This window comes from Nonomuraea sp. NPDC052634 (genome assembly GCF_040678535.1).
GTDB classification, from domain to species: Bacteria; Actinomycetota; Actinomycetes; order Streptosporangiales; family Streptosporangiaceae; genus Nonomuraea; species Nonomuraea fastidiosa.
In genome coordinates this window covers 303,129-316,238 of sequence record NZ_JBFATY010000001.1, presented here as the reverse complement: position 1 = coordinate 316,238, position 13,110 = coordinate 303,129, and the positions used below count along the sequence as shown (strand labels likewise).

Below are 13,110 nucleotides of genomic sequence, written 5' to 3'. Positions count from 1 at the left end.
CTCCGTTCGCCGTAGCACTACACCGGACGGAGTACGTGATGGCGAGCCGGAAGGCGGTGGTGCCAGGACTACCCCCGGCACTCGCCCGTCCACCAGTGTGCGCTCCGGCCTGCGGCGCTTGGATCGTTGCCGTGACGACGAACGAGAGTTTCCCCGGCCGATGGATCGAAGGCGCCGGGCTGGTCCTGGGGCCGTTGCTGGTGATGAGCGGCGTATTGAGGATCGCCTCCACGCACCCGCGCCTCGCCCAATGGGGCCTGGCCCTCACCCTGGCCGGCCTGTTCGCCCGCACCTTCCACGCCGGCATCGTCCACCTGGCCTTCCAGTTGGTGCACGTCCAGGGCTTGAGCGCGGCGCGGCAGGCGATCACCGCGCAGTACGGCTCGTTCCACATCTTCCAGACGATCAACCTGGCCACGATGGCCGGCTGGATCGTGCTCGCGGCCGGCGCGTGGCGCGCGGGCGTGCTCGGGCCAGCGCAGTCGGCGGGCTTGGCACTGATGGCGGCGATGCCGCTCGGGGTGCTCAAGGGCACCGGCGTGACATCGATCGTCGCCGCAGCCGGACTGTGCGTCGCCCTCGTCCCGCTCGGCGTCAAGGTCCTGTCGCAGGGACCGGCGCCCAGGTGGTGGACGTATCCCCTGGCCGCCGCCGTCACGACCACCTCCGTCCTGATCAGCCTCCTGGGCTAGACGGGCCGCTATGTGAAGCCGCCCCGCCCCGGCCGTCGCCGACATCGCGCAGCGCCTGCACATCGGCGCCGCGACCGTCAAGACGCACATCAGCAGGCTGCTCACCAAGCCCGACGCCGAGACCCGGGTCCACCTGGTGATCCAGGCGTACGAGTCGGGGCTGATCATGCCGGGCAGGTCGAGCAGCGCGTCGTGAGCTACGCAGCGCGTTGGGCGGCGGCCATGACGCCGTGCATGGCCCTACTCTGACGGGCACGGCCCCGCCATGAACACGGGAGCCCAATCGACGACCACGACTTCGCTATGAGGATCGCAGCTCCGCTGCCACCGCGCGTTCCCGCAGTTGCGCCGCCTCGCTCCGCACCGCCTCAAGCTCGGCCCGCAGATCCTCAAGCCGCACCCGCTCCAACCGCAGCTCCGCCTGCGCCTGGTCGCGTTCCTTGGCCGCCGCGTCGGCGCGGGACCGCTCGCGCGCGGTCGCCTTGCGCTCGCGTGCCAGCTCCGCCGCGCTCTCCTCCTCCAACGCGGCGAGCCGCTCGGCCAGGCGTTCGGACTCGGCCGTGGCCCGCGCGGCGTCCTTCAGCGCCACCGCCCGGTCCCGCTCGGCCTCGGCGGCGGTGCGCTCGGCGGTGACGGCCCGTTCGACGGCACGCTCGCGTTCCTGAGCCGCCACCTCCTCCCGGGCCTTCGCGCCGGCGGCCGCACGCTCGGCACGCTCGCGCTCCCGTACGGCCGCCGCCGCCTCCTCCCGCGCCCGGTCGCGCTCCTCACGAGCCAGTGCGGCGTCCTCCTTGGCCCGTACGACCTGCGCCTGTGCCTCCTCCTTGGCCCGCTTGACCTGGGCGTCGGCCGCTTCCTGCGCCTGCGCGACCTGCGTTTCGGCCTCCTGCCGCGCCAGCAGGATCTCCGCCTGCGCTTCCTCCCGGATCCGCTCGATCTCGGCCTGCGCCCGCTCCTCCGCTGCGGCGACCTCGGCCCTGGCGCGTTCCTGGGCCTCGGCGGCCTGGGCCTGCGCTTCGGCGATCTTCCGGTTGGCCAGCTCGACCCGTTCCGCCAGCTCTTGAACGGCCTGGTCCCGGGCCAGCGCGTTCAGCTCCGCTTCCCGTAGCGCCTCCTTGGCGCGCCGTTCGGCCAGCTCGGCCCGCCGCTTGGCCTCCTCGGCCGCCTGGAGCGCCTGGCGTTCGGTGCTTGCCGCCTCCCGCAGGGCCGCCAGCGCCTGTTCGCGTGCCCGCTCGGCATCGCCCAGCGCGGTCTCCCGCTCGTTCTCGGCCTCCTCGAGCCGCTTGCGCATCTCCGCCGTCTGCCGCCGGGCGTGCTCGGCCGCCTCGCGTGCCAGGCGTACCTGCTCGAACGCCTGCTCCCGCTCCGTACGCGCGATCGCCACCCGCGTGTGCGCCTCGGCCTGCACGGCGCTGATCTTGGCCTCGACCCCGGCCGGGCTCAGCTCCTCGGCCAGGGCCTTCGCCAGCGGCTCGATCGCCGCCGCCAGCCCGGCCTCCATGCGCTCGTACAGCTGCTCGGCCCTGGCCAGCGCCCCCTCAAGCCCAGGGGTGGCGCGCCGCAGCTCGCGTTCCCGCTTGGCCGCCGCCTGGCAGTCCTTCTCCGGGCAGTACGACTTCGGCCGCCCTCTCCCCCGCCGCTGCTCGATCGGCGACCCACAGTGCTTGCACGGCGTCACCAGGACGTCTTTCTTGGCCTGCCGGGCGGCGGCCTCACGGATCAGCGGTTCGCCGTTGGTGTCGGGGAAGGTCACTGGTCTCGCTCTCTCACTTCAACTGGCAGTTCTTCGGGGAACGGGACGACGGCAGAGGCGCCACTAGGAGACCCCTCGATCGGAGCGCTAGCAGTCGCCATGATCACCATCCGCGGGCTTCTCCGGCTGCTGCAACACGCAGAACTCGTTGCCGTCGGGGTCGGCGAGCACGTACCAGGTCCAGCCGTCCTCCTCGATGGGATCGTCGGTGACGCGCCGCGCCCCCAGGGCCACCAGTCTGGCGACTTCCGCCTCCAGGTCAGGTACGCGCAGATCCAGATGCAGCCGGTTCTTGGTCGTCTTCGGCTCCGGAACCCGCTGCAGAAGCAGCTCAATGCCGTTCCCGTCAGGCGGTTGCAGCGCCCGATAGCGCTCGCTCGAGCTCGGCTCGGTGGTGTAGCCGAGGACCCCGCACCAGAACGCCGCGGACCGATCGAGGTCGGCGCAGTCCAGGACCATCACCAGGGCGACATCCTCCCGCCCACCGAAACGCGTCGGTCCACCCGTCATAGCCTCACCCTCCACTGGTGTCGAACCCGAATGCGTACTGCCATGGAAGGGCCGGGAAAGGCCGGCTTGCCCGCAGCACCGCCGGCAGAGCGACCGGAACTGTGCGCCGTGGGGCGGTGCAGGTAGTGGCTTGCACGCTCGTACGCCGTACGGCGAGACCCCGGCCGCAACCGCACGGTCCACGGCCTCCTGCTTCCGACGGCGTCCGCGCCGAGGGAAGGCATGGAGCCAACACGCGGCATGAAGCCAGCGCACGGCAGGGAGGCAGCACGCGGAACGGTGTGCGAGACCGCGCGCGGGACGAAGCCGGCACGCGACACGGAGCCAGCGCGCGGAACGGTGCGCGAGACCGCGCGCGGGACGCCGGCACGCGGCAGGGAGCCAGCGCGCGGGACGGCGCGCGGGACGCTGCACTGACCACCACGCGCGAGCGTGCCTGAGACGGCGTCCGGACCGCGCCGATCCACCCGGCCGCAGCGCCGGCTCCCGGCAGACGACCGTAGGTGCGGCGCGAGAGCCGGCGCCGAGCCGCCGCCTCGCCGCCAGCGCTGAGCCGCAGCCTCGCCCTCCACGCAGTCGACGTACCGGCCACTCCTGCCGCCAGGGCACGTGGCAGTGGGCAGCCACACTTCGCTCGGTCGCACCGAGGAACGGGGATTTCGGCCCCTCATCTGGCACCGCCACCGCTGAGGTGACGGTGATGTGCGCTGCCGACGGGAGGCGCGCGGCGCGGACCGCTGGCCCCTCCAGCCGAGCACACACAGTCACGGAGCCCATCTCCAGAGTCACGCGGACAGCTTACCATTTTCTATTTTCTAGAAATTCAAATTCAGAAAATCAGATCCGTTGCGCGATCGGAGCTGTGAAGCTACTTGTGAGAAGGCAGAATTCCCGCAAGTAGCTGTCAGCGAGAACCTCTTTGCCGAACGTCACAAGCCCCAAGGCGTGACCGAGCACGCCCCTTGCCGCGCGTCCCAAGCGACAGGGGTGCCGTACGTACGGCCCGACAGCCGGCGCCGAGCCGCGCCCCACAGCCAGCGCTGAGCCGTGCCTCGCCCTTCAAGCAGCGACGTACCGGGCACTCTCCTGTCGCCAGGACGCCGTGGCAGTGGGCAGGCACACTTCGCTCGGTCGCGCCGAGGAACGGGAAATCGACCCCTTGTCTGACACCCCTACGCTGAGGTGACGGCGGGTGGAGTCAGAGGCGGTCCCGCCCACCGAGATCGGCGTGTCCGAGGGGCGTCCATGCCAGGGCAGGGCTGACACCTGCGAGCGGGACGGCATGATTCTGGCGGCGCACCAGATGGGGCGGTCATCCGACGGATCAGGCGGTCGTCCGACTGAGGGGCGGCCGGTATCGCGTTCGCGACCTCAGGGGACGGCACCGGCGCGACACCAGGGTGCCCCGAAACGACCACCGAGCGGCCATTGCCAGTCAACCTCGGCGGCAGGAGGGCCGTCGGCGGCCTCGCCGCGCCGCAACACCTCACGGACCTTGCGCTCGACGGCCTCCCATAGCGCGAGGAGGACGGCGGGGTCGAGGTTGCCCTGCACCGCCCTGCCGGGGCGCCTACGATGGGGACCACCGGCGTGAACCTCATGGGCGAGCTTGATGGCGTGGGCATGGTGCAGTGGACGGGTGTCGCCTTCGACGCATGCGGCCGTGCAGTACGTCAGCGGTGGGGGTGTCAGACGAGGCGCCGAGTTCCCTCTCCTCGCACGTCGCCTGCATGGACGGCGAAGCGACAGCTCGGCGCCGGCTCTCGCGCCGCACCTGCGGTCGTCTGCCGGGAGCCGGTGCCGCGGCCAGGCGGATCGGCCGCCGACGGTGCGGCGTCGTAGGATCGCGCACCGCTTGCCGTACGACAGTGGCCTGGTTGCTGCTGATCGGCGATGGTTCGGCGAGTTCGGACAAGTAGGCGCTGATAGTCGTACGGGAGCGCTTCTAGCCGGTGACAAAGCCAGTGAGTGTCGCGGTCGGCTCGCCCGAGGTGGAGCTGAAGGCCGAAGGCGCAGGCTCTTTCAGACGTCTGCTTCACCCGTAGTGGCCGGCCGCTCTGATCTCGCGGCGCCGACTGGCAGGGGTGTAAGGCCCTTCAAGTCGGCGATTCGGCCGTCGTAGTGAGCGGCGAACCGCCCATGGAAGGCGTGCGGGGAGACGCTGACGTTGGCCAGGTCGGTGCGAGATTCGTCAGGTACTGGATTGAACGGCATCGCAAGTCGCGGTTGCGATGCCGTACGAAGTGATCTCTCGGCAGGTGTCGGTGCCGGATCGCTGAACCCGGCTGGTAATGCCCTGTGATGTGGCCTCAACAGGAGCGACCCAATCGGTCAGGAATCGAGAAGCGCCTGGTCCTGGGCCGCACCTAGCGTGATCTGTCGTGGAGCGCAACGCGTAGGTGGCGGCCGCCCGCCGGCCATCGTCATGATCACCGTGGTGATGCGCTCGGCTGCGTAACGACCGATGAGGGCCGGGCAATGTCCCCGTATACGGCTCATCGCGACGACACCGAGCATCGGCTGACCCACCACAAAGACGTCTGGGTGAGCCGGGCCGTGGCGGAGGATCTGCGCGCTGCATCCATTGCCGCTGCCCTGCGGTCAGCGATGTCCGCAAGCGGCTGAACGTCCCACCCGGCAGGTCGCCCTGGCCGGGGTCGCCCGTCTCTCAGAGGAGGTCTCAATGACCGGGGACAAGTGGGTTCGGCAGACTCACCGCTGGCTGTCCATTTTCTTCACGGTGACCGTCCTGGTCGCTCTCGTCGCCGTGCTCCAGGAGGAGCCTCCCGAGTGGGTGTTCTACCTGCCGCTGCTCCCACTCGTCTTGCAGATGTTCACTGGCCTGTTCTTGTTCGTGTCACCGTACGTCGCCAGACGGCGCCGTGTGCAGCGCACCGCCCGGGAGGCATGACCCCGGACGAGGAGACGGCGGGACCGGCCGCCGGGCCGGTCTCCTCCATGCGATCAAGCGCGATCCTGCTGTTCACGGGCGGAGAAGGTCGTGCGCAGGCGGAGACGTTCCGCCACGACCGGGCGGCTGCGGGGCTTGTTCGACTCGTCCTGCGCGATGCTGTTCGGTACCGCGTGGGAGACCGTCCCGATCGCGGCCCGGCGGTTCACCGCGCTGGTCGGCGGGCCTCCGGTCGTCTACCTGGCGAACCGCCGATGGCCTGTCTCGCGAGCCGGAGCATCGCCCTGGCCGCCGACCTGCTGCGCGAAACCGATCTACGGAGGAGACGATCGCGAGGACGGTCGGCTATGCCAACGCCTTCGCGCTCCGCGTGGCGTTCAGGCGGCTGCGTGGCATCCGGCCCAGCGGCCCCAGCGACCGAAACCGCCTGACCACGCCGGCCCTCTTGTGGCGATGGCTGCCCCCGGCCCCCGAAGGCTGCCCTCAGGCGGCGAAGGCGGGGCGGTCGGGGGCCGGGAGCCATTGGCGGGCCGGGTCGAAGGGGCGGAATCGGCTCTCGACGAAGCGGATGAGCCGGTCCAGCACCGGGTGGTGGTTCTGCCGGTGGTGCAGCAGCGAGCACGGATAGACGGGCGAGGGTTCGACGAGCGGGATCTGCACGATGTGGGGATGCCATGGCAGCCGCAGCCCTTCGCCGCCGAACCCGATGTGCTCGCCGGCGGCGATCCGCTCCACGAAATGGTCCCAGCCGAAGTCGGGGCCCGAGGTGTCGATGCGGATGTCGAACGTGCTGCCCAGATGGTCGTAGTAGTCGGCCCATTCGCTGCCGGGGGTGTTGCCGGGCATCCAGACGGTCGATCCGGACAGGCGTTCCATCTCGACCTGCGCAAGGCCGGCGAGGGGGTGGTCGCGGCCGACAAGGAGGTGCACCGGGCCCAGGTCGGCGGGGATGTGGCGGAGCTCCTCGTTCAGCTCGCCGGTGACGCGGCAGAAGAAGGCGTCGGCGGTTCCGCGGGTGAGTGCGGTCTGCGCCGATCTGAGCCCGTTCGAGGTGAGGATCTCAATGTCGATGTCCTCGGCCGTCCGGTGGAAGGCCTGGAGCAGGTCCACGGTACGTAGCCGGGTGTCCAGAACGTCGACCCGGAGCGCGCGCGACCGGGAACGCAGCAGGTCGACCGCCTGATCGGCGAGGCCGACGAGGGAGCGCGCGTGCTGCAGGAACGCCCTGCCGTCCCCGGTGAGCTCGGCCCCGCTGCGGGTGCGGAAGAACAGCCGGACGCCGAGATCGGACTCCAGCTTCGCGATGCGTTTGGAGATGGCCTGCTGGCTGATGCCCAGCCGGGTCGCGGCCTCGCTGAAGTACCGGTCCTCGGTAAGGGCCACGAAGGCCCTGACCGCGCCCAGGTCGAGATCCAGCGGCGCTCGTTGGACAACTTCTGGTTGTGGGTTATCGGTGTGTCGATTGTTGGACAACCACGCCTGCCCTCGGGTCGAATGCTCGGGTTCGCGGGCCGAGCCTACAACGAAAGGGTGTGGTCGTTCGTGGATTCGTTCGTGCACCTCCACGTGCACACCGAGTACAGCATGCTCGACGGCGCGGCCAAGGTCGGGATGCTGATGGAGGAGGTGGCACGGCTGGGGATGCCCGCCGTGGCGATGAGCGACCACGGCAACGTGCACGGGGCGTACGAGTTCTTCCAGACGGCGCGCAAGACGGGGGTCAAGCCGATCATCGGCATCGAGGCGTACGTCGCCCCCGCCTCCAGACACCACCGCAAGCCGGTGTACTTCAGCGACGACCTCTCGCTGCGCCGCTCGGACGACGACACCGGCGAGGGCGGTGACGTCTCAGGGCGCGGCCTGTACACGCACATGACGATGTGGGCGGCCGACGCGCAGGGCCTGCGCAATCTTTTCCGGCTGCAGTCCCGGGCCTGGCTCGAAGGCCATGTCCAGAAATATCCGCGCATGGATGATGAACTGCTCGCCGAGCACGGCCAGGGCATCATCGCCACGACCGGCTGCCCGTCCGGCGAGGTGCAGACCCGGCTCAGGCTCGGCCAGTACGACCAGGCAGTGGAGGCCGCCGCCCGCTACCGCGACATCTTCGGCCGGGACAACTACTTCCTTGAGCTGATGGACCACGGCCTGGCCATCGAGCGCCGGGTCCGCGACGACCTGCTCAGGCTCGGCAAGGAGCTCGATCTGCCGCCGCTGGCCACCAACGACTCCCACTACGTCACCGAGAGCCAGGCCCAGGCCCATGACGTGCTGCTGTGCGTCGGCACCGGCAAGCGGCTCGCCGACACCGACCGCTTCCGGTTCGGCGGGACCGGCTACTACGTCAAGCCCGCCGAGGAGATGCGCGCCCTGTGGGACGCGGAGGTGCCGGGCGCCTGCGACAACACGCTGCTGGTGGCCGAGCGGATCGGCGACTACGGGGAGGTGTTCGCGCATCGGGACCTGACGCCGCGCTTCCCCGTGCCGGAAGGGGAGACCGAGTCGAGCTGGCTGCGCAAGGAGACCCTGGAGGGGGCGCGCCGCCGCTACGGTGGCCGGCCGTCGCAGGAGGTGCTGGACCGCATCGACTACGAGCTGTCGGTCATCGACGCGATGGGCTTCCCCGGCTACTTCCTGGTGGTGGCCGACATCTGCAGGTACGCCCGCGAGCACGGCATCGGCCTGGGCCCCGGCCGCGGCTCGGCCACGGGGTCGATGGTCGCGTACTGCACGGGCATCACGCAGCTCGACCCGATCGAGCACAAGCTGATCTTCGAACGCTTCCTCAACCCCGAGCGCATCTCCATGCCGGACGTGGACCTCGACTTCGACGACCGCCGCAGGGACGAGGTCATCGAGTACGTCACCCGCAAGTACGGCGATGACCGGGTCTGCCAGATCGTCACGTTCGGCACCATCAAGGCCAAGGCCGCCATCAAGGACTCCTGCCGGGTGCTGGGCCTGCCGTACGCGCTGGGCGACCGCATCACGAAGGCCTTTCCCGCGGCGGACGGCGGCAAGGAGATCCCGCTCGCCGCCATCCACGACACCGGCCATCCCCGCTACGGCGAGGCGGCCGAGCTGCGTCAGATGTACGAGCAGGACCCCGACGTCAAGAAAGTGATCGACACCGCCACGGGCATCGAGGGGCTTACCCGCGGCACGGGTATCCACGCCGCCGGCGTGATCCTCTCCCGCGAGCCGCTCATCGACGTGATCCCCCTGGTCAAGCCGAAGGCGGACGGCCCGGTCATCACCGGGTTCCCCTTCACTCAGGCCGAGGACATGGGCCTGCTGAAGATGGACTTTCTGGGTCTGCGCAACCTCACCGTCATCGGCGACGCCATCGCGAACGTCCGCGCCAACAGGGGCGTCGACATCGACATCCTGGACGTCCCGCTCGACGACGCGACGACGTACGAGATGCTGGCGCGCGGCGACACGCTCGGCGTGTTCCAGCTCGACAGCGCCGGCATGCGGGTGCTGCTGAAGCTGATGCGCCCGACCACGTTCACCGACATCGCCGCTGTGAACGCGCTCTACAGGCCCGGCCCGATGGAGATGAACGCCCACACCAACTACGCGCTGCGCAAGACCGGCAGGCAGCCGGTCGAGCCGATCCACCCCGAGCTGGAGGAGGCCCTTGAGCCCATACTCGGCGACACCTATCACCTGGTGGTCTTCCAGGAGCAGGTGATGGCGATCGTGCAGCGGCTCGCCGGCTATTCGCTCGGGGCCGCCGACATGCTGCGCAGGGCCATGGGCAAGAAGAAGAAAGAGGTCCTGGACGCCGAATGGGACCGTTTCTCGGCGGGCATGCGTGAGCGCGGCTTCTCCGAAGAGGCCGTCAAGGCGGTCTGGGACGTCCTCGTCCCGTTCAGCGGGTACGGCTTCAACAAGTCGCACACCGCCGGTTACGGCCTGGTCTCCTACTGGACGGCGTACCTCAAGGCCAACTACCCGGCCGAATACCTGGCCGCGCTGCTCACCTCGGTCGGCGACGACAAGGACAAGATGGCCGTCTACCTGTCGGACTGCCGGCGCCTGGGCATCAAGGTGCTGCCTCCCGACGTGAACGCGAGCCGGCTGGACTTCACCCCCGTCGGGTCCGAGATCCGCTTCGGCCTGGGCGCGGTGCGGAACATCGGAGCGGGCGTCGTCGAGGCGATCGTCGCCACCCGCGAGGCGCGCGGCGCCTACACCGACTTCAACGACTTCCTCGCCAAGGTCCCCGCGGTGGTCTGCAACAAGCGCGTCATCGAGTCGCTGGCCAAGGCCGGCGCGTTCGACAGCCTCGGCCACCACAGGAAGGCCCTGGTCGCCGTGCACGAAGCCGCGGTGGACGCGGTCATCGAGGTCAAGAGGAACGAGGCGCACGGCCAGGACTCGCTGTTCGGCGAGCCGGGACAGAGCAGCGCGTTCTCGGTCGCGATCCCCCAAGGCGAGCGGGACGGCGAGTGGGACAAGGCCACCCTGCTCGCCTACGAACGCGAGATGCTCGGCCTCTACGTCTCCGCCCACCCGCTCGACGGCGCGGAGAGCGTCCTGTCCGCCAACCGCGACACCACCATCGCCGACCTGCTCGCCTCGGGACGCCAGGACGGCACGACCCGGATCAGCGGCATCGTCTCCGGCCTGCAGCGCAAGGTCACCAAGCAGGGCAGCCCGTGGGCGATCGTCACTCTGGAGGACCACGACGCCTCCGTCGAGTGCCTCATCTTCCCCAAGACGTACGCGCTGTACGGCGAGCTGCTGGCCGAGGACCGCGTCATCTCCGTGCGGGGGCGGATCAACGTCCGCGACGACGTCATGAGCGTGTACGGCGAGGAGATCGCGGTCCTGGACGTCTCCCAGGCGGGCGGCCATCCGCCGGTCGTGCTCTCGCTCCAGGAGGCACAGCTGAACCCGCGGGTCGTACGGGAGCTGAAGCAGATCCTCACCACGCATCCCGGCCGGACGCCCGTCCACGTGTGCCTGCACCGCCGGGGCGCCAGGAGCGTCCTGCTGGACCTCGTGCCCTACCAGGTCACCCCGGGGCCCGCGCTCTACAGCGACCTCAAGGCCCTGCTCGGCGCCGGGGTGCTCGGCGGCGGGTGACGCGCGGATCCGGCGGCTGACGGCGTCGCGGCCTAAGATCATGCGATGAGCGGCATCAGCAGCCCCCCGATCGCCCGCGTCGATGTGGTGCGCGACGTCCACCACGGCGTCACGATCGACGATCCCTACCGGTGGATGGAGGCGGACGGCGAGGAGTTCCATCACTGGCTCGACGGCCAGGCCGAACATGCCCGCGAGCGGCTGGACGCCCTTCCGGGCCGGGAGGAGCTGCTGGGCCGGATACGCGAGCTCGGTGGCGCGCTTGCGCAGTGTTCGAGCTTCACACCGGTGGGCGACAGCGTCTTGTCTCTGGTACGCGAACCGGACGCCCGCGTGGCGGTGCTGACGGTGCGCGAGCCCGGCGGAACCACCAGGGTGCTGTTCGACCCGGACACCCTGCCCGGCGCGTCGCACCACGCCATCGACTGGTTCGTGCCCTCGCCCGACGGCCGCCTCATCGCCTGCGCCGTCTCCCCGTCCGGCTCGGAGGAGAGCACGATCCAGGTCATCGACGCCGGCACCGGAGCCGTCCTGGAGGCGATCCCGCCCACGACCCGCTTCGCGTTCCTGAGCTGGCTGGAGGACGGCCGGTCGTTCGTCTACCACCGCTTCATGCCCGCACCAGCGGGCGCCCCGCCGGAGGAGCGCCGCCTGGACAGCCGTTCGTTCCTGCACCGGCTGGGCACCGATCCGGCGCGGGACACGGTGGTGCTGGCGCGCGGGCTCAACCCCCACGTCGAGCTGACCCCGCAGGACCGGCCCTTCCTGGTGGTGCCGCCGCACGGGGAGTGGATGCTGGCGGTCGTCTCCCACAGCGCGCTCGGCCCCTGGACCGACGAGCAGCTGAGCGACTGCTCGCTGTACGTCGCGCCACGAGCCGGGCTCAGCGACCCCGCCACCTGCCCGTGGCGGAAGGTCGCGGACGTGGCGGACGGCGTGACCGCCTTCGCCATCGGACCGGACACCCTCTACCTGGTCTCCCAGCGGGACGCGCCGCGCTCCCGCGTGCTGGCCGTTCCGTTCGCCGCGCCGGATCGCGTCCGCGTGGTGGTGCCCGCGGGTGAGCGGGTGGTGGAGGCGGTGCGGGTCGTCGGCGACCGGCTGCTGGTGCGCGATCTCGACGGCGGTGTTCATCGGGTACGCCACGCGCCCCTGTCCGGCGGGGAGCCCGCCGACCTCCCGCTGCCGATGGAGGGCGCCGTCTGGGAGTGGACCGTCCACCCGGAACGGCCCGAGGCCCTGCTGCTGATCGCCGGCTGGACGGACGCGCCCCGGCTCTACCGCTACGACGGAGAAGCCCTGGAGGACACCGGCCTCGCGCCCCGGTCACCGGTCGACTTCGGCGACGTGCAGGCCCGCGTCCTGCACGTGCCCGCCAGAGACGGCACGCCGATCCCGCTCACCGTCATCCACCGCAAGGACCTGGAGCTGAACGGCGGCAACCCGGCCCTGCTCACCGGTTACGGCTCGCACGGCGTCCCCGACCTGCCGTGGTTCCGTCCCGAGATGCTCGCCTGGTACGAGCGCGGCGGTGTCTTCGCCATGGCGCACCTGCGCGGCGGCGGCGCGTACGGCCGGGAGTGGCACGAGGCCGGGCGCGGCCCGCGCAAGGAGACCACCATCACCGACTTCATCGACTGCGCCGAGCATCTCGTCGCGCTCGGCTACACCCGGCCGGGCAGGCTGGCGGGCGAGGGGGTCAGCGCCGGCGGCATCCCCACCGGCGGCGCGCTGGTGCGCAGACCGGAGCTGTGGGCCGCCATGGTGCTGCAGGTGCCGGCGGTCAACGCCACGCGGATCGAGTTCAGCGAGAACGGCCCGATCAACGTGCCGGAGTACGGCAGCGTCGCCACCGAGGAGGGACTGCGCGGCCTGCTGATCGCCGACGCCTACCTCCGGGTCCGGGACGGCGTGCCCTATCCTGCGGTGCTGCTGACCACCGGGCGGCGCGACCCGCGGGTGCCTCCGTGGCAGCCGGCGAAACTGACCGCCCGCCTCCAGGCGGCCACGTCCTCCGGGCTGCCGGTGCTGCTGCGCGTGGAGGAGCACGGCGGTCACGGCTTCGGCGCGACCCGCGAACAGGAACATGCCCTGCTCGCGGATGTGCTGGCGTTCGTGTCGCACGCCTGCGAGCGATGAGAAGGCCG

General features: G+C 70.5%; 9 protein-coding genes. 5 read left to right on the top strand and 4 right to left on the bottom strand.

Features of this window, described 5'->3' with window-relative positions; translation table 11 throughout:
* The first annotated feature begins 131 nt into the window (after positions 1-131).
* Together AB0K67_RS01505 and AB0K67_RS01500 are read left to right on the top strand one after the other, a co-directional pair.
* Positions 132-692, top strand: a complete 561-nt coding sequence (locus AB0K67_RS01505; RefSeq protein WP_364051040.1) for a hypothetical protein — start codon at positions 132-134, stop codon at positions 690-692.
* Between the two features lie 43 nt (positions 693-735).
* Entirely contained in the window at positions 736-888 is a 153-nt protein-coding gene (locus AB0K67_RS01500; RefSeq protein WP_364057388.1) for a LuxR C-terminal-related transcriptional regulator, read from the top strand.
* A gap of 105 nt (positions 889-993) precedes the next feature.
* On the opposite strand, the gene AB0K67_RS01495 is transcribed toward AB0K67_RS01500, so the two are convergent.
* The 3 genes from AB0K67_RS01495 to AB0K67_RS01485 all read right to left on the bottom strand — a co-directional run bounded on the left by AB0K67_RS01495 (position 994) and on the right by AB0K67_RS01485 (position 4,914).
* Entirely contained in the window at positions 994-2,445 is a 1,452-nt protein-coding gene (locus AB0K67_RS01495; RefSeq protein ID WP_364051037.1) for a hypothetical protein, read from the bottom strand.
* A gap of 87 nt (positions 2,446-2,532) precedes the next feature.
* Positions 2,533-2,955, bottom strand: a complete 423-nt coding sequence (locus AB0K67_RS01490; RefSeq protein WP_364051034.1) for a VOC family protein — start codon at positions 2,953-2,955, stop codon at positions 2,533-2,535.
* Between the two features lie 1,371 nt (positions 2,956-4,326).
* Entirely contained in the window at positions 4,327-4,914 is a 588-nt protein-coding gene (locus AB0K67_RS01485; protein WP_364051031.1) for a uroporphyrinogen decarboxylase family protein, read from the bottom strand.
* Positions 4,915-5,638: 724 nt separating this feature from the next.
* Between AB0K67_RS01485 and AB0K67_RS01480 the strand changes: the two genes are divergently transcribed.
* Entirely contained in the window at positions 5,639-5,866 is a 228-nt protein-coding gene (locus AB0K67_RS01480) for a hypothetical protein (RefSeq protein ID WP_364051028.1), read from the top strand.
* Between the two features lie 483 nt (positions 5,867-6,349).
* Here AB0K67_RS01480 and AB0K67_RS01475 read toward each other — a convergent pair whose 3' ends face one another.
* On the bottom strand, positions 6,350-7,426 hold the full coding sequence (locus AB0K67_RS01475) for a LysR family transcriptional regulator (RefSeq protein ID WP_364057385.1): 1,077 nt from the start codon (positions 7,424-7,426) through the stop codon (positions 6,350-6,352).
* On the opposite strand from AB0K67_RS01475, the gene dnaE reads away from it, so the two are divergent.
* Together dnaE and AB0K67_RS01465 are read left to right on the top strand one after the other, a co-directional pair.
* Positions 7,409-10,963 carry a DNA polymerase III subunit alpha gene (gene dnaE, locus AB0K67_RS01470; RefSeq protein WP_364051025.1) on the top strand — a complete coding sequence of 1,185 codons (3,555 nt, stop codon included), beginning with the start codon at positions 7,409-7,411 and terminating at the stop codon, positions 10,961-10,963. The two genes, AB0K67_RS01475 and dnaE, sit on opposite strands and share 18 nt — an antisense overlap.
* A gap of 45 nt (positions 10,964-11,008) precedes the next feature.
* Positions 11,009-13,102 (top strand): prolyl oligopeptidase family serine peptidase, encoded by a 2,094-nt coding sequence (locus AB0K67_RS01465; RefSeq protein WP_364051022.1) that lies wholly within the window; start codon positions 11,009-11,011, stop codon positions 13,100-13,102.
* Positions 13,103-13,110: the final 8 nt, after the last annotated feature.

What these genes read in the sequence shown, in the direction of transcription:
- AB0K67_RS01490 (WP_364051034.1), bottom strand. Translation starts at nt 2,955, where the DNA reads ATGACGGGTGGACCGACGCGTTTCGGTGGGCGGGAGGATGTCGCCCTG.
- AB0K67_RS01480 (WP_364051028.1), top strand. Translation starts at nt 5,639, where the DNA reads ATGACCGGGGACAAGTGGGTTCGGCAGACTCACCGCTGGCTGTCCATT.
- AB0K67_RS01465 (WP_364051022.1), top strand. Translation starts at nt 11,009, where the DNA reads ATGAGCGGCATCAGCAGCCCCCCGATCGCCCGCGTCGATGTGGTGCGC.